Here is an 18046-nt window from a genome sequence, read left to right on the forward strand (position 1 = left end):
TCCTTTTCCGCATAGCAAATTTATATGGCTATCCCCACTAAAAATCTACTGAGCCATAAAATAATGATACAATGAAAATTTAGGGATTTTACTACTTTATTCTCTTGCAAAAAATTAACTTTGCATACTATAGGAATACAATGTTCAAAAAAGGAGGTGAAGAAACAGACAGTAAAATGAATGAGACGCAAAAAAAGGACAGCATGCTCGACAAGGCTGCATTTCATTAATCCGAGTAAGAATCTACCGCGTTGGAATACGCGGCATATTAACAAACCGAGAAAGCGTTCCATTCCATAACTTGAAATGAACATATAAAATATTGAGCTTTTAGCTCTTGTTCTTCTTTTGTCGAATACCGCCAAACATTCACTGCATAAGAACAAGCAGACTGGGAGTTCACGCCAATAAGGCGTGAGCTATTCTGTTGCTTGTATGCAGAAGGTCACTTGGCGGTAACCCAACAAAAGGCAATCTAAAGAATGGTTGCACGCCTTTTTCATAACCCAAACATCAATATGAAAAATATATTACTTGTATTATTAACCACCTTCTGTATAGGACAGAAGACCTTTGCTTATGACTGTGCCGTTGGCGGAATTGCCTATAACCTAAATTACAATACAGCCTCCGTAACTTATTTTAGTATGGAGTACAACCACGGTTACTATTTCCGAGAAGTCAAAATCCCAAGCCACATAACATACGACGGAACGACCTACACCGTTAACACGATTGCAGAAAATGCGTTCATCAACTGTACCAAATTGACATCCATCACAATCCCGAGCACCGTCACTTATATCCATGGCGAAGCATTCGCCGGTTGCAGTTCACTATCCGAACTGACCATCGAAGACGGTAAACAACCATTATTCCTGGATGCCAAAACCACCGGATTTAAATATTACAGAGAGGGGGTGTTTGCCGATTGCAGAATAAATAAATTATACCTTGGCAGAGACTTGCAGTACAACGAAAGCGAAGAATGGCCTTCAACACAATACTACCCTCCGTTTTACAATGATGTCCCCAAAGATAACAAAAACACACTATACGACGTCACCATAGGAAAGGATGTCACGACAATCCCGTCCCAACTGTTCTACTCTTTTGAGAGACTATCTTCCATCACCCTGCCAGATTCCCTCCAAACGATAGGACGCACCGCTTTTGCGAACACAGGCATCTCGGACATTGAAATCCCACAAGCCGTCAAGAGTATAGGTTCCTACGCTTTCAGCGGCTGCAAGAAGTTATGTACCGTCGTATTGCCGGACTCTGTTTTTTCGATAGAAGAAGGTACTTTTTATAACTGCGAACAGTTGATTACCATCAATCTGCCGCCCTGCTTAAAGACGCTTGCTCCTTCTGCTTTTTCGGGTTGCAAACGGTTGAATACGGAAATCCCTGTCGGAATGGACAGTATAGGTCCGGGGGCACTGAATAATTGCTCTTCACTAACCAAACTGTGGATACCCAACGTGGGAAATGCCGACTTCGGACTTGCAGGATGTACAAGTTTAGACAGTATCAATATCAGAAGTGCAAAAACAATACCTAACGGCCTATTCTCAAACCTACCTGCCCTCAAATACTTGGAAATACCATTTACCCAAAACAACCTGGGCATGTTCTTTGGCAGTTCATGCGACAACACAAAAGGCGAATACCTCCCCATCACCCAATACTCCGAAAACGGAAAGAGCCACACCTACTATATCCCTAAGGCATTGGAAGAAATCGTGATTGCAGACGGAAGCGAGACATTGGCATACGGAGCATTCTATAATTGCTCCATGCTTAGAAAAGCTACATTGCCAAGCACCCTGAACGGCATTAAAGAAAAAGCATTCTACGGCTGCGAAGGGCTGACGGACATATACGTAAAACGCGCCCTGCCTCCCGTTGCCTACTCCGGGACATTCGAGGGGGTAAATTTGTTCGCCTGCACCTTACATGTACCATACGGAAGCAAACAATACTACGAGAAAGCCACTGGATGGAAAGACTTTTACTTCATAGAAGAAGAGGCGCCAATAAAGATAGACGTGACGAAAAACATAATGAACGCTGGAGAAATACTCGGGCTCACGGAATACCAATATGGCGACAATGTAGAACTTGAAGCCATAGCCCATAGTGGATATACGTTTTCCGCCTGGACTGAAAACGGAAACATACTGACTACCGACAGGCTATGTTCATTTGTTGCAGAAAGCAACCGAAAGCTGATAGCCGTATTTGTCCCTACTCTCGACTCCAACCTGATACAAGCTTCCCCGGAAAACACAAAAGTCAGCTTTACGTGGGAAAAAGAAGCGGACGCAGCGTCGTATAAACTTACCGTATACGAGGACGCAGCAATGACAATCGTAGTCGGAAGCCAAAGTTTTGACGCCAATGGAAATATCTTATCACGAAGTACCTCCGATTCAATCTCTACCGTATTTAAAAATTTGACAGAACAACATGATTATTATTACAGTCTCAAAACTTACTCGAAAAACGGAGAAGTACTATCCCATTATATAGGATTGTTTTCCACGTCATCTGAAACAAGCATCCAAAAGATGGAAACAAACGGACACAATCCGGACATTACCGGTTATTACGACCTCAATGGACGGAAACTGGATGCCCCCGGAAAAGGCATTCACATCATCCGCTATTCCGACGGGACGACACAAAAACGGATCGTGGACTGACGTTTCCCGTCCCTCTCATCCCCATGCGGCCACCCTTTGCGTATGCAAAACGGTGGCCGTAAAACTTATACAAACGACACTTTGAAAGCGCACCCTTCCGGTTAACCTTCAAAAAGGAAGCAAACCATACAGATTTCAGCCATTCATTGGGATTCAAAGCCCGTAATTTAGAGTAAAATTTCGCATAAACATGCAAAAAGCTTCTCTTTTCTCTGCATAAATCCTGCATATATGCAAATCAATCTCAGCCGAACGGAAATTCATTCGGCTGAAAGCGATTTTCCGTTCGGCGCACAATGAAAGCAAGTCCTACGCCAACCATGCCACAAGTCGTTGGAAACGGGAATAAAAACAAGCCGTAAACCGTCTTTCCACCTCTAATTGAAACGGAAAAACCTCCAAAAACAGAAAACAGAATGACAACGAAACAGGCTCACCGCTTTCCCGACCGTAAAACCGTACGCACAAACCTCCGGCACGGCCGACAAAAGAACGGGACAAGACCTTCTTTCGTTACAAAACGATAAAAAACCGCCGCACGAGAATCCGTTATTTCCATCCCTCCCCTCTTCCGGACCGAAATAACGGATTCTCGGACAACCGGATTTAACATTTTGACACTTTGCCCATGCCGTGCCACTGCATAAAAAGTGGTATATTTGTACCGTCATGCCACCGGACCGTACTGGAGCCTCCATGGGCATACACAAGAAACAAACCATCAAACCGCATCATCATGAAACAATCCATCGTAACAGGCATGGGAGAAGCCTTGTGGGACATGTTGCCCGAAGGCAAGAAAATAGGAGGCGCACCGGCCAATTTCGCCTACCACATCTCGCAATTCGGAATAGACAGCCGGGTAGTGAGTGCCGTGGGAAGGGACACGGCGGGGAGCGAGCTATTGGAGAACTTACGGGACAAATCGCTGAAAGGACTTATTGAGAAAACGGACTTCCCCACAGGAAGCGTAGAGGTGGAAGTGGACGAAAAGGGCATCCCCTGCTACAACATCCGGGAAGACGTGGCATGGGACCATATCCCCTTCACGCCGCAAACGGCAGAACTGGCCCGCCAGACGCAAGCCGTATGTTTCGGTTCGTTGGCCCAACGGCATCCCGCCTCACGCTCCACCATCCACCGGTTCCTTGACACCATGCCGGACGGGGACGGGCAATACAAGATATTCGACATCAACCTCCGGCAAGGTTTCTACACACAGGAAATCATCTCCACCAGTCTGCAAAAGTGCAACATCCTTAAAATCAACGACGAAGAACTCGACATCGTGACACGTCTGTTCGACTTGCCCGGTACGAATCAGGAAGCAAGATGCAGGACGCTGCTGAAGCGATACGCGCTGAAGGCTTTGATTCTCACCTGCGGCGCACGAGGCAGCTTCGTATTCACCCCGGAAGAGACATCCTATCGAGACACCCCGAAAGTGGAAGTGGCCGACACCGTAGGTGCAGGCGACTCCTTCACAGCCGCCTTCACGGCCGCCATCCTTTCCGGAAAAAACATCCGTGAAGCACACCGCCTCGCAGTGGACGTTTCAGCTTACGTATGTACGCAAAAAGGAGCCATGCCCCTGCTCCCCGAGAGATTCACGAAACAGATATAAGACGACGGGACAAAAAGAAGAGTGTGCCGCAAGAAACACATCCCTTGCGGCACACTCTCTTTCACAATCCCATATCTCACTCGACTTCCCACTCGAAAACACCGGCCGAATTGTCCTCCGGCAACACGACTTCCAACTTCATGGCCGTAGTCTGCACCGGCGTGAATTCCACCGTGTTGGGCACGCCTTTTTTCGTCCCGTACGTGACGGTTGCCGACACCGGTGTCCAACCGCCCTGTCCGTCCTTGTAATACAGTTTCCAACTTTGGGGCACTCGGCAACCACCCCACGGCTCGTCATCGAACCAATATACGGTGGAGGAAGACACTTCCGTCGGTTTCGGGAACTCGTAAGTAATCCACTCCGTCGAGTTCTTTTTCGGCCACCAATGATAGTAGGCCATGGAACGGTCGTTCTCGTCCGCCGGAACCAAACGGTCGTTAATGGCAGACAAGGCCGTAGTCTTGTGCGAAGCGTCCACACGGCTCTCCGAGGCCAAGGTTGCCGGCATGGACGGGCTTGTCGCGCTCACCTCCTGCGGCAGCCATACCATCATGTTACCGGTTCCCCTGTGCGCCCAGGCATAATAAGGAATAAGCGTCAGTTCGACATCCGAAGCCGTCAGACGGCCTTCGGCATCATAGCCCAACACCTGCGCACCCGTCTTGATTTCCGTCAGGCCGCAAAGCATATCCGGTTTCTCTACCGTCTCGAACTGCGGGCGGCGGTTCACCAACACACTCATGATGTCGAAATCATTGTCGGGCCACTCGGCACAGTACACCAACGGGCCGCGCTCCACAGCCACACGCCCGCGGTCGGCCTCCACTTTGGCGTGTGCTTTCACCACGCGAGGTTCCATGTCGAAATGCACTTCCACCTTGTCGCCCTTCTTCCATCGGCGTTCTATCGTGAAATAACCGTCCTGCAATCCGCTTTCCACCGGTTGGCCGTTCACTTTCACACTGTATCCCAAACGCTTGCCGTCGCTGTAACGGTACAAATCGCTCGGTACGACTTGTCCGCGCACCCAACCGGGGATACGGATTTTCAGGGCAAACACACCGGCCTTGTTCTTCTTCACACTCACGGCCACGTCGCCATCCCAAGGATAACGGGTTTGCTGCTCCAGAACGACCCCTTTCTTGTCCACCTCAAGGTTGGCTTCGTTGGACATGAACAGGTTGACATATACGTCCTTATCCTTCACGGCATATACATAACCGGGCAAGGAAGGGATGAAACGGCAAATGTTGGACGGACAACAGGCGCAACCGAACCAAGGCTGGCGCTGATGCTGCCCCCGGCTCTCCAACGGATTGGGATAGAAGAAACCGCCGCCGTCCAACGAAACGCCCGAAATCAGCCCATTATATAAGGTACGTTCCAATACATCATAATATTTGGATTCCCCGTGCAGGAGGAACAAACGGTAATTGACATAGACGTTGCCGATGGCCGCGCACGTCTCGCAATAAGCCGACATGTTGGGCAGTTCATAATTCGCACCGAAAGCCTCGCCGTTGGCCGTAGCCCCGATACCGCCGGTGATGTAATACTTCTTGCCCACGATATTGTCCCAAATCCGGTCGATGGCATGGATGTAAGCCGTATCGCCCGTGAGGGCTGCCACATCGGCCATCCCGGCATACATGTAAGTGGCCCGCACGGCATGCCCTACGGCTTCGTCCTGCTCCACCACGGGCTTGTGCGCCTGGCTGTAAGCGTCGCGCCGAGAAGTATGGCCGCGTTGGTCAAGGAAGAACTTCGCCTCGTCCAGGTACTTGCGGTCGCCCGTCACGATATAGAGTTTGGCCAAGGCCATTTCGGCTATCTGATGGCCGGGCACACGTACCAGTTGCCCCTCCTCCGGACCGATTTCACGACACACGCAGTCGGCATAACGGATGGCAACATCCAGAAAGTTCCGTTTTCCCGTGGCTTGGTAATGCGCAATGGCACCCTCCACCATGTGACCGAGGTTATAAAACTCGTGGCTCAAGTCCTCTACTTTTTCCCAACGCTTGCTGCCCGCCCATTCGTGCGGATGCTTGGGATTCATCGTGCGGCTCGTGTACAGGTAGCCATCCGGCTCCTGCGCTGCCGCCACAATGACTAGCACGCTGTCGATATACGATTTCAGTTTCTTGTCCGGATAGGTCTGCAGCAAATAGCTTGCGCCTTCTATCGTCTTGTACACGTCCGTATCGTCGAACGGAAAACCTTCCACCTTGTAATTTTCGCTTGGATGAGCCGCTTTGACAAAGTTTTCATACCGGCCGGACTCTTCGCATTTACTGAAGGCCAAAGGAATCGTAACCTCACGGCTCGCCTTCAAGCGTTGTCCCCAAAAGGAATCCGTCACCTTGACGGACGTGAAAGGTACGGGAGAATAAGGATAACCGTGGCGCACGTCTTGCGCCTGCATGTTCCATGCCACGGAGAACACACAAACGGCAGTCAGCAATCTTTTCTTCATGGTGAGTTAAGATAATTTTATTGGTTTCGTGGGCAAAGTTAGCAAAACTAATTATCTTTGCAGCATGAAACCATAAAATTATTAACCCATGAGAAACAAAATCTTCTTTTTGAAACGAACCGCATGGACTTTCTGCACCGTTGCTTTTTCCATTGCCATCCACGGGCAAAACACGGCACAAATCACGGAAGTGCCGTTTACCCAAGTACAAATCCAGGACGCGTTCTGGTCTCCGCGCATCGAGACGAACCGCACGGTGTCCATTCCCTCGGCTTTCCGGGAATGCGAGAAGAACGGACGTTTCGACAACTTCGCCATCGCAGGCGGACTGAAAGAGGGCGAGCACCGGGGCGACTTTTCGTTCGACGACACCGACCCGTATAAAATCATCGAAGGGGCTTCTTATTCGTTGGCCGTGAAGTACGATGCACGTTTGGATGCCTATCTGGACAGCGTCATCGCACTGATTGCCGCCGCGCAGGAATCCGACGGTTACCTGACCACTTGCGTGACCAACCGTTGTACCCGTCTTTCGGGTTGGTGGGGAACACACCGTTGGGAGAAAATCAACAGCCACGAACTTTACAATTCAGGACATCTTTACGAAGCTGCCGTGGCACACTATCGCGCCACGGGCAAACGTTCCCTATTGGACGTGGCTATCAAAAACGCAGATTTGGTATGCCGTGTATTCGGCCCTAATGAAGGACAGAAACATGTGCCTTCGGGACATCCTATCGTGGAAATGGCACTGGCCAAACTCTACAAAGTCACCGGAAAAGAAGAATATCTCCGTACAGCCCGGTATTTCGTGGAAGAAACGGGACGGTGCACCGACGGGCACGCTCCCAGCGCATACAGCCAGGACCACAAGCCCATCCTCGAACAGGATGAAATCGTAGGCCATGCCGTACGGGCCGGTTACCTGTATTCCGGTGTAGCCGACGTGGCCGCACAGACCGGAGACACGGCTTATTTCCATGCCCTTACGCGCATTTGGGAAAACATGGCCGGGCGCAAGCTCTATATCACGGGCGGCATCGGCTCCCGTGCCCAAGGCGAAGGCTTCGGCCCGGATTATGAACTGAACAACCATACGGCCTATTGCGAGACTTGCGCCTCCATCGCCAACGTGTACTGGAACCACCGCATGTTCCTTGCTACGGGCGACTCCCGGTACGAGGATGTACTGGAACGTGCTCTCTACAATGGGGTAATTTCGGGCGTGTCGCTCAGCGGCGACCGCTTCTTCTACGATAATCCGTTGGAAAGCATGGGGCAGCATGGACGGCAAGCTTGGTTCGGTTGCGCCTGCTGTCCGGGCAATATCACCCGTTTCATGGCTTCCGTTCCTAATTACATGTATGCCACACAAGGCAAGAATGTCTTTGTCAACCTATATATACAAAGTACGGCCAATCTCTCTACGTCCCAAAATAAAATAGAAATCCGCCAGACGACGGATTATCCATGGGACGGGAAAATCTGCATGGCCATACATCCAGAGAAGAAGCAGACCTTTGCCCTGCGGTGCCGCATACCGGGATGGGCACAAGGCCGTCCGGTACCGATCGACCTGTACCACTACACCGGAAAAGGGAAGGGCTACACCATACAAGTCAACGGAAAGGACGTGGATTTCCATGTGGAAAACGGTTATGCCGTCATCTTGCGGAAATGGAAGAAAGGCGACACGGTAGAACTGGATTTCCCGATGGACGTACGCCGGGTGGAAGCCCGTGTCGAAGTGGAGGACGACCGGGGAAAAGCCGCCATCGAACGGGGCCCCATCGTCTACTGCATAGAAGACAAAGACCAACCGGACAGTTTGATTTTCAACAAAGTCATCCCTGCCGGGACGGCAATCTCCGCCACTTACGCCCCGGACATGCTTAACGGCATCGTCACATTGGAAGGCACGGCCCAAGCCGTCGGACGTGACGGAAAGACGACGGACGTACCGTTCAAAGCCATTCCTTATTCCGTATGGAACAACCGTGGCGCGGCACAAATGGCCGTATGGATTCCCACATCGCCGGAATATGCCCGTCCCGAACCTTTGCCAACCATCGCCAGCCGGGCACGCACGCTGACGATTCAAGCACCTATCCAGAAAGACGCCCCCGAATCCGCCGCCACGGAAGGCTGGGCTTGGGGCGTAAACGACCAATGGGAACCGAAACGTTCGTCGGACACGTCCAAACCTTACCATTACTGGTGGCTCAAACGCGGCACGGAAGAAACGTTGGCCTACGACTTCGACCAAGCTTACACCGTATCGGGCGTAGAAGTGTACTGGCTAGACTTCGACCATTACGACGGCAACTTCCGTATACCCGCCTCGTGGAAACTCTATTATAAAGACGGTGACAGTTGGAAAGAAGTGGAAGCCACTACGCCGTACACCACGACCAAGGACGCCTACAATCGTCTCGACTTCAAGCCGGTAAAGACCACCGGACTGAAAATCTCCGCGCAACTCCAAAAGGGGGAATCGGGCGGCGTGCTAGAGTGGAAAGTTATTCCGGCCACTGAATAGCCCACAAATAGCCCTACCATGACTCTAACTTACATCTACCACAGCGGCTTCATGCTCGAAGGCCTATCGGCCATCCTGATTTTTGATTTCTGGCGGGATGCCGACAACGGTATCGTGGAACGGACACTGTCCACAACGCATAAACGCGTCTACTTTCTGGCCAGCCATTTCCATCAGGACCATTTCAATCCGGAAATCCTGAACCTGCCCGTACCCCACGGGGAAAAGAAAGTCATCCTCTCCCGCGACATCTACCGTCGGCGGCGTGCCGGAACGGAAGGCGTAACGGCATACCTGAGACGGAGAGAAAGCTACCGCGACGACCTCATCACGGTACATGCTTTCGGTTCCACCGATTCCGGCGTATCTTGGTCTGTTCATGTGGAAGACAAAGACATATTCCATGCAGGCGACCTGAACAACTGGCATTGGGCAGACGAATCCACGCCACAGGAAATCAAAAAACGGGAAGGTGACTTTCTGGCTATCCTGAACGACATCCGAAAGGAATGTACGGCTTTCGACCTGGTAATGTTTCCCGTAGACCCGCGTTTAGGCAGCGACTTTGCACGTGGCGCACGTCAATGGCTGCAACACATCCCCACCCGTTATTTTGCACCGATGCATTTCCCTCCGGCCCACGAAACGGCCATGGCATTCGGTCCGGAGGCGGAACAAATGCAAACCAGTTTCCTCTACATTCAAGAGGAAGGAGAGGCCATCGCCCGGTTCTGACCGGGTTTGCACATCCGGAAGAAAAGGCTTACCTTTGAAAATAAAAAGCAAAATTACAGCAAACTTACAGCCTATGAAATTTATCTCATGGAACGTCAACGGCCTGAGAGCCTGTTGCGAAAAAGGATTTAAAGAGTCTTTCGCCGCCTTGGATGCGGACTTCTTTTGCCTGCAAGAAACAAAAATGCAGGAAGGGCAGCTCGACTTGGAGTTTGAAGGCTACCGTTCCTACTGGAACTATGCGGAGAAAAAAGGATATTCAGGCACGGCTATCTTCAGCCGCCATGCCCCACTCAATGTCACATACGGCCTCGGCTTGGAGGAACACGACAGGGAAGGACGCGTCATCACGCTTGAAATGCCTGACTTTTTCTTAGTCACGGTCTACACGCCCAACTCGCAGGACGGACTGAAACGTCTGGATTACCGCATGCAGTGGGAAGAAGCATTCCGCACCTACCTCTTGCAACTGGATGCCCGGAAACCGGTCATCGTCTGCGGCGACTTGAACGTGGCGCACCGCGAAATCGACCTGAAAAATCCGAAATCGAACCGTAAGAACGCTGGCTTTACAGACGAAGAACGGGAAAAATTCGGCATCTTGTTGGACAGCGGTTTTACAGACACGTTCCGTTTCTTCTATCCCGACCGCGAAGGCATCTACTCGTGGTGGTCTTACCGTTTCAAGGCCCGGGAAAAGAATGCAGGGTGGCGTATCGACTATTTCTTAGTGTCCAAACGACTGGAAGCGCAACTCAAAAGCGCAACCATACACACCGAGATTTTCGGTTCCGACCATTGCCCGGTGGAGGTAGACTTGTTCTGACCCGTCAGCCACTTTATATCGAAAAAGAGCCGTTCCCGTATGCCTTTGCACACTCCGGAAACGGCTCTCTTCGTATCTGGCAGGTATTACCCCAATACCCTGCGTGCCCCTACATACCGCCGGTCATAATAGCCATCGGAAGAAGAATTAATACAAATACCTTTGCGCCCTGCATGGATGAATTCAAACTCACCGGTTTCTTCATCCACATCCGTCACGATACCCACGTGTCCGATGGTCTTCTTGGAACGCGTACCGGTGAAAAATACCAAATCCCCTTGCTGCAAGTCGCGGCGGTCGTCTATCTTGACTCCTTCTCTAAACTGGGAACGCGAAGAACGCGTCAAACAGATATTCAAAGACTTAAAGACATAAGTAGTGAAACCGGAACAATCAAATCCGCGCTTAGGATTCATTTGCCCGTAACGGTAAGGCACTCCGATAAACTCTTTGGCTTTCTCTACGACATCTTGGCCGGTGACTGAATCCTCCCTTATTTCTTCCGATAATAACGTCTGGGCAGAAACAGGGGACACACCAAACAAAGCACACAAGACAAGCAGAGACCAAAGAAACCGCATCATTATTTTAATGTTAATTTTAAGGGTTCAACATGAAATTCGATGCCAAAAATACACCTTTCCATGCAGAACCCCAATAAATTACACATCTTTTAAGAGCCTTTAAGGCTATGGACATCAGTGAATCGTAACCATGGTAGCCCCGAACCCATACTCGCGGAACGAAGCATCCTGATAGGTACAACCTTTGTAAGCACGTTTCAATTCTTTCAAGAGTTCGCTGCGCAACACGCCTTCCCCCTTACCATGGATGAACACTATTTTCTGTCCTTTGTTTTTCTGATTCTCGTCCATCACACGGCGGAACTCTTTTATCTGGCAGTCCAACATCTCCTTGTTGGAAAGCCCGGCGGTATTGTCCAACAATTCATTGATATGCAAGTCTATTTCTATGATGCCGTTCTTCGGTTGCTCCGCCTTGCGGGCCGGCTGACGCACCGGACGCTCGTCGGTTGCCTTTTTCAGCAAAGCATCCTTTAGCTGTTCTGCATTGACAAAAACCGTACGGGCAGGCACGTCATCCTTCACCACGTCATACACCAAGGCATTATCTTCAAAAAAATCCGAGGGTTGGAACGTATGCAACTTATAGAACTTCACGGTATCTATCCGCAATTCCACCTGTACGGCCGGTTTGAGCAGAAAAGTCTTCTCCTGTTTATAGGCCAGGCATTGCACACAGACGCGCTCCATGTCGTTCAACACCGAACGGTCGAATTCCTCCATGAAGAGCTTGGTGTTCGGTTCCACTGTCCCTTGAAAACGTACACGCCATCCCGTACCCTCCACACTCATGTAAAGGAAAGTGACGTAATAGTTACTGTCGTTTACCAAATAAGCCTCGAAAGACGTAGTGGTCATTTCTTTGGGATTCATCGGCACGTAAGCCAGAAAAACGTTCAACTTGTCACCGTTCCGGCGTTCCTGTGGTTTCGGTACGAATGTCACAGGACGGTCGTCCTCATCTTCATCACGAAACTGTCCGGCCGTTCGTTCTCCGACAAGTTTCTTCTTGTCGTGCGTACCGGTGTTCACCTTGGCTATGTTATAATCGTCAGTCTCTACCACGACACACTCACGTACGGGCATCGGAATGTCGAAACCGTCTTCATCCCGCACCAACACCGTATCTTTGTCTTGGAAGCCGCTCACGATGCCGCCCCCCACTTCGCTCAAAAACCTTACTTTATCTCCGATTTTCATATCTTCCATGTTTTATTCGTCAAACAAATATACGGCAAAGCGCAAAGAGTACAAAATCCGACTGCCGCCTTTATGCTTTTTTATCCCAAACACCCGTCCCACTTCGACAAATATGCCTAACTTTGCCACTTTAAAACAATCAACTCCAATGGAAGAAACCAGACACATCCAGATTAAAGACTTCAACTACAATCTGCCCGAGGAACGTATCGCAAAATTCCCCCTAACCGAACGGGATCAATCCAAACTGTTGGTGTACCGTCACGGAACGGTGGGCGAGGACACGTTCACTTCGTTGCCGGACTATTTGCCCCAAGGCGCCCTGATGGTATTCAACAACACGAAAGTCATACAGGCGCGGTTGCATTTCCACAAAGATACCGGCGCGCTCATCGAGGTGTTCTGCCTGGAACCGGTCCGTCCGCACGACTACGCGCTGATGTTCCAACAAACCGGTCGTTGCAGTTGGCTTTGCCTTGTGGGCAATCTGAAAAAATGGAAAAGCGGCAGCTTATCCTGCCCCGTGGAAATCGGCGGACGCAGCATCACCTTGAAGGCTACCCGGGGCGAGAATCGCGGCACCAGCCACTGGATTGATTTTGAATGGGACGACGAACAAACGACTTGGGCTGAAATTTTGGAAGCCGTGGGCGAACTGCCCATCCCGCCCTACCTGAACCGCGAGACACAGGAAAGCGACAAGACGACCTACCAGACGGTGTACTCTAAAATCAAAGGCAGCGTAGCTGCCCCCACGGCCGGCCTCCATTTCACAGAACGCGTGTTGGCCGATTTGGATGCCCACGGCATCGACCGCGAGGAAGTGACGCTCCACGTCGGGGCGGGCACGTTCAAACCGGTGAAAAGCGAAGAAATAGCCGGGCACGAGATGCACACGGAATACATCTGCGTACATCGTAGCACGATAGAGAAACTGTTGGCCCACGGCGGCGCATGCATTGCCGTGGGTACGACTTCGGTGCGCACCCTTGAGAGCTTATATTACATAGGTGTGGCATTGGACGGAAATCCCGACGCATCGGAGGAGGAGCTGCACGTACCGCAGTGGATGCCTTACGAGTATGCTGCACGGACGCGCCCTGTAGGAAGCCCCGACAACGGACATCCGGAAGCACTCACTACACTGCAAGCCCTACAGAACGTATTGGATTATCTGGACCGTCACGGACTGACAGCCCTGCACACCAGTACGCAAATCATCATAGCTCCCGGATACGAATACCACATCGTGCGGATGATGGTCACCAACTTCCACCAACCGCAAAGCACGCTGTTGCTGCTCGTCTCGGCTTTCGTGCACGGCGACTGGCACACGATTTACGACTACGCCCTCGCCCACGATTTCCGTTTCCTCAGCTACGGTGACAGCTCATTACTCATCCCTTAACCCCCGCGAAACCTCATGATAGCTACACAAGAAGACAACCGGGAAGAGATGTTTCCCCTCGTGGATGAAGAGGGGAACATCATCGGAGCCGCCACGCGCGGCGAATGCCACAATGGCAGCAAATGCCTTCACCCCGTGGTGCACTTGCATGTGTTCAACAGCCGGGGCGAACTTTACCTGCAAAAACGTCCGCATTGGAAAGACATCCAACCGGGAAGATGGGACACGGCCGTAGGAGGCCACGTGGACTTGGGCGAAAGCGTGGAGATGGCCTTGCACCGCGAAGCGGAAGAAGAACTCGGCCTCACCGGCTTCACTCCCGAACGCCTCCCCCGCTATGTGTTTGAATCCGACCGCGAACGTGAATTGATCTTCCCACACCGTTGTTCTTACGACGGGAACATACGTCCCAGTGCGGAAACAGATGGCGGACGTTTCTGGAGCACGACAGAAATCCATGAAGCGATGGGAAAAGGTATCTTCACGCCCAATTTTGAAAGCGAATACAAGAGACTTTTCGGGAACGAACCAGACACGCTTTTGTGAATGGAATCTATAATCCATTACATTCTTTAACATCATCCGATGAAACAAAAGATCAGCTTCTGCGTATTCTTTATAAAAAGGGAAAGAACGGCCATGTCCTGACCACCGGAAACAGTTCCGCCCCTTGCAACATTAACCTCATGGAAAAGACAGAATTCGAAATAGCGGTATCCATGCTACGAGGCAAACTCGTAGACATCGCGCGTTTCTATTTGTCTGATGAGGACGAGGCGGAAGACATCGTACAAGAAGTCATGCTCAAACTTTGGCTTATCCGAGACCGGCTCGACCTGGAAAAGAACATTTCTCCCATGGGTATGACCGTCACCCGCAACCTTTGCATCGACCGTCTGAGGCGACTCAAAACCCATCCGCACGAAAGCCTGACGGGGCATGACGCGCCCGACGGACAGCGAAGTGCACAGGCTATGATGGAAGACCACGAAAATGCGGAATGGATGCGTGGTGCCGTCCGGAACCTGCCTGACAAATACCGGGCCGTGCTTCGCATGCGTCAGGTGGAACACATGGAAATGAGCGAGATAGCCCGTATCATCGGAGCAACGGAAGGCGTAGTCCGCACCGTATTGTCACGGGCAAGGAAACAAATGATGGAACAACTAAAGGTAAGGAGAGATTGAACATGACGACAAACAAAGAAGACATCAGACGATTGCTTGACCTCTACATGGAGGGAAAGACCTCGTTGGAAGAAGAAGCCCTACTGATGGAATATTTCCGTTCGCCGGATGCCGACAAGGATTTTGCTGACTTCAAAACCATGTTCAACCAATTCGACGAAGGCGAACCTTCTTTCACGGAAGAAGAACAGGAGAGGTGGATGCAGTCATGCCCACCGGAAGCAGCACCCGACTCTTCTGACCTCCAAGCCATTCTTCCGGCACATCCGAAGCACATACATTGTACAAGACAAACCTTCATACGGTGGATAGCGGTCGCCTCCATCGCAGCCGCATGTTTTTTCTTAGGAACCACCGTCTCGCGAAAGGAAGCTACACAGCCTACAAATTCCATCTCCATGCCCCCTACCGTCCTCACGGAAGTAAAGTGGAAAACCGATACGGTATTCATCGAAAAGCCAGTGCCCACTACGTTGACCGCCAAAATAATCACAATTCGGGACACAATTATCCTTCCTGCAAGCCACCCAAAAGGACAAATGTGGACAGCCCTCCCTACGGGGGAGGACACATCTACCACCAGAACGGGCTCAATACCCCAACCCGGCACCGCCCGACAAGACGCAGACACGGCAACCCAACAACAGGCCATGCCACACTTGGCCGACATTCAGGCCGAGTTCCAAAAGCAGAAAAGAAGAATGGACGAATTCTCCAAACAATATGAACATATCGACCCTTATTATGAAAACTTATATTAAATACTGGCTCATGGCCGTGATAACGGTCATAGCATGCACAAACCATGTACATGCCCAAGAGTTCTATCGGGAAAATGAAACAGCCATGCACATATTTCACAAGCTTGACCGAATGTTTCCCAAACGTTACTTGGAACAAAGATGGATGACCGGTGCCCAATATTGGGTACAGTACTGGTTCGAAGACCAAGAAGATTACGAAGAGCACCAACCCGCAATAGCAGAAATCTTCGACCAATTGAATGACATCCCATTTCTGCACAAGCACACGGAAGAAACAGACAGTGGCGACATCATACGGAAAACCTACGCCATATCACTACGTTCCGACATCCGGGGGCAACAAGACTTCCTCAAACTCGAAGTCAGCCCAACCGGCATATTTTTCTATTACCAAACCACAAACCGTTTCGCCCAAGCCGAAAATGATGCCATACCCGACCAAGCCATCAACGCAGAACTCGAAAAACTGTTCAACCAATATGTATCACGCAGAAAAACAGTCAAACAAGAAGTGCGTTTCCACGGAGCATACGGACGTGTAGTACACAACAAAGGATATAACAACGACCCGACGGCTTTTTCGGAGGGTTACCGGTACATCATCCCTAAATGTACCTGGGCAGACTACCGGCTGTTTTATGACCTCTTCCACAAATACCTCAAAAAAGATGTCATCTACGTGGCAAGCAACGACGTGTACTGGGAATACGAAGAAACCGGAATAAGAGTCCGCCAAGCCGACGGCCGCCCATTATATATGGGAGCCGCATGGAAAAACGACAAGTTATACCTTATCCGTTTGGAAGGATCGCACAACGGAAACGGAGTATTTCCCCGGGCTTGGGCAGAAGACAATCCGATATGGGATAGTTCATACGTCACAAAAAAATTGCAAAAAAACAGGCAAGCAAGACAGAAATAAGTTAATCCGTCCCCGCCACCTTGTGAAAGGCGACCGGGACTTTCTATTGATTAGGAAACAAGGGGTTATCAGGCTTTCTCTATTTCTTCCACCGACAAGCCCGTAGCACCGGTAATGGCCTCCACGGACAATCCCATGGCCTTTAACCTGTGGGCTATCTCCAAAGCCTTGGCATGCTCTCCTTCGGCACGCCCTTCCATGCGGCCCTCCGCACGCCCTTCTGCACGCCCCTCGGCACGTTCCGTATAAATATTGCTGCGCAAAATGACGATGTTATCCAGATGACGGTAATAAGCCTCTCGCTCGCCTTTTGTCATCCCGTCCACCTTCAGGCGTTCGCGTACCTCCGCCAATCCGGGAGCGTGGGCCGACTCGGAAATCTCACCCGTATTCAAATAGTAGATCCATTCCTCCAACGGGGTCTTGGCCACTTTGTTGAAGTCGTTCACCTTCAGGATATAATACTCCGGATAAAGTTGGCTCACGGCATCCACCTTGAAGGTCTGCCGTTGGAAAGGAGTCAGTTCCAGTATGTCGTTCTCATGGATGCCTCGAAATTCCGTCTTGCCATGGTACACGATATCCTTGCCATGCCCCAAGGAAAAATAAACAATGTTCACGCTGTACACCTTGCGCACGTTCTCATACCCCTCTCCACGGTTGATGTATTCCGTCACCAACTTCGACACGCCGAACAACATACGTTGGAAATAGGCATACTCATTGTTGTTCTGCACCTCGATGAGTATCAGTTCCCCTTTGGAATCCAAGGCCAACAAATCCACACGGTTATACTTGTCGAACTCGTATTCCTGATTGCTTTCGCTCTCCAACAACTGGCTGATGGTGATTTTCTCATCCAGAAGCGTGGTCAACAATCCTTCCAACACACCGAAATTGGCCTTGTTGCGCAACAGGCGCTTCATCGCCCAATCAAAACGGATATAGTTTGCCATAAGCGTAGACTTTATTGCAATATATTTTTGCAAATATAATGTTTTTCCATTGCCCGTCCTCCAAAGCTCACATAAAGAGTGTTAACTACAAAATTCGCACGATACTTTCAAAAA

The 18046-nt window shown here is 50.6% G+C and carries 14 protein-coding genes; 10 read left to right on the forward strand and 4 right to left on the reverse strand.

Features of this window, described 5'->3' with window-relative positions; all coding sequences use genetic code 11:
* Positions 1–518: 518 nt before the first annotated feature.
* The gene (locus tag AC5RDV_RS10055) at positions 519–2708 is read left to right on the forward strand and encodes a leucine-rich repeat domain-containing protein (protein ID WP_172604683.1); all 2190 of its coding nucleotides are present in this window, start codon (positions 519–521) and stop codon (positions 2706–2708) included.
* A 736-nt stretch (positions 2709–3444) separates the two neighbouring features.
* Complete coding sequence (locus tag AC5RDV_RS10060; protein ID WP_282747909.1) at positions 3445–4332, forward strand: carbohydrate kinase family protein; 888 nt, start codon at positions 3445–3447, stop codon at positions 4330–4332.
* Positions 4333–4408: 76 nt separating this feature from the next.
* Here the strand turns inward: AC5RDV_RS10060 and AC5RDV_RS10065 are convergent, their stop codons facing one another.
* Positions 4409–6811 carry a glycoside hydrolase family 127 protein gene (locus AC5RDV_RS10065; RefSeq protein WP_282747908.1) on the reverse strand — a complete coding sequence of 801 codons (2403 nt, stop codon included), beginning with the start codon at positions 6809–6811 and terminating at the stop codon, positions 4409–4411.
* Positions 6812–6899: 88 nt separating this feature from the next.
* Between AC5RDV_RS10065 and AC5RDV_RS10070 the strand changes: the two genes are divergently transcribed.
* The 3 genes from AC5RDV_RS10070 to AC5RDV_RS10080 all read left to right on the forward strand — a co-directional run bounded on the left by AC5RDV_RS10070 (position 6900) and on the right by AC5RDV_RS10080 (position 10911).
* Positions 6900–9350 carry a glycoside hydrolase family 127 protein gene (locus tag AC5RDV_RS10070; RefSeq protein WP_282747907.1) on the forward strand — a complete coding sequence of 817 codons (2451 nt, stop codon included), beginning with the start codon at positions 6900–6902 and terminating at the stop codon, positions 9348–9350.
* An 18-nt stretch (positions 9351–9368) separates the two neighbouring features.
* Positions 9369–10085 carry an MBL fold metallo-hydrolase gene (locus AC5RDV_RS10075; RefSeq protein WP_008626852.1) on the forward strand — a complete coding sequence of 239 codons (717 nt, stop codon included), beginning with the start codon at positions 9369–9371 and terminating at the stop codon, positions 10083–10085.
* A 73-nt stretch (positions 10086–10158) separates the two neighbouring features.
* Positions 10159–10911 carry an exodeoxyribonuclease III gene (locus AC5RDV_RS10080; protein WP_282747906.1) on the forward strand — a complete coding sequence of 251 codons (753 nt, stop codon included), beginning with the start codon at positions 10159–10161 and terminating at the stop codon, positions 10909–10911.
* Between the two features lie 86 nt (positions 10912–10997).
* On the opposite strand, the gene AC5RDV_RS10085 is transcribed toward AC5RDV_RS10080, so the two are convergent.
* Both AC5RDV_RS10085 and AC5RDV_RS10090 read right to left on the reverse strand, forming a co-directional pair.
* On the reverse strand, positions 10998–11495 hold the full coding sequence (locus tag AC5RDV_RS10085; RefSeq protein ID WP_008626854.1) for a C40 family peptidase: 498 nt from the start codon (positions 11493–11495) through the stop codon (positions 10998–11000).
* A 114-nt stretch (positions 11496–11609) separates the two neighbouring features.
* Positions 11610–12695: a DUF2027 domain-containing protein gene (locus AC5RDV_RS10090; protein WP_282747910.1), complete on the reverse strand. Its 1086-nt coding sequence runs from the start codon at positions 12693–12695 to the stop codon at positions 11610–11612.
* 148 nt (positions 12696–12843) lie between these two features.
* Here AC5RDV_RS10090 and AC5RDV_RS10095 point away from each other — a divergent pair, with 148 nt between their 5' ends.
* From AC5RDV_RS10095 to AC5RDV_RS10115, 5 genes are all read left to right on the forward strand, one after another.
* On the forward strand, positions 12844–14103 hold the full coding sequence (locus AC5RDV_RS10095; protein ID WP_282747905.1) for an S-adenosylmethionine:tRNA ribosyltransferase-isomerase: 1260 nt from the start codon (positions 12844–12846) through the stop codon (positions 14101–14103).
* A gap of 15 nt (positions 14104–14118) precedes the next feature.
* Positions 14119–14649 (forward strand): NUDIX hydrolase, encoded by a 531-nt coding sequence (locus AC5RDV_RS10100; RefSeq protein ID WP_282747904.1) that lies wholly within the window; start codon positions 14119–14121, stop codon positions 14647–14649.
* A gap of 140 nt (positions 14650–14789) precedes the next feature.
* Entirely contained in the window at positions 14790–15290 is a 501-nt protein-coding gene (locus AC5RDV_RS10105; protein WP_282747903.1) for a GFO_1088 family ECF-type sigma factor, read from the forward strand.
* Between the two features lie 2 nt (positions 15291–15292).
* Complete coding sequence (locus AC5RDV_RS10110; RefSeq protein WP_130893506.1) at positions 15293–16051, forward strand: PG0215 family putative anti-sigma factor; 759 nt, start codon at positions 15293–15295, stop codon at positions 16049–16051.
* The gene (locus tag AC5RDV_RS10115; protein ID WP_282747902.1) at positions 16035–16976 is read left to right on the forward strand and encodes a hypothetical protein; all 942 of its coding nucleotides are present in this window, start codon (positions 16035–16037) and stop codon (positions 16974–16976) included. The genes AC5RDV_RS10110 and AC5RDV_RS10115 overlap by 17 nt, the downstream gene beginning before the upstream one ends.
* Before the next feature lie 68 nt (positions 16977–17044).
* Here the strand turns inward: AC5RDV_RS10115 and AC5RDV_RS10120 are convergent, their stop codons facing one another.
* Positions 17045–17932 carry an Rpn family recombination-promoting nuclease/putative transposase gene (locus AC5RDV_RS10120; RefSeq protein WP_008626862.1) on the reverse strand — a complete coding sequence of 296 codons (888 nt, stop codon included), beginning with the start codon at positions 17930–17932 and terminating at the stop codon, positions 17045–17047.
* Positions 17933–18046: the final 114 nt, after the last annotated feature.

The organism is Paraprevotella sp., from assembly GCF_986071375.1.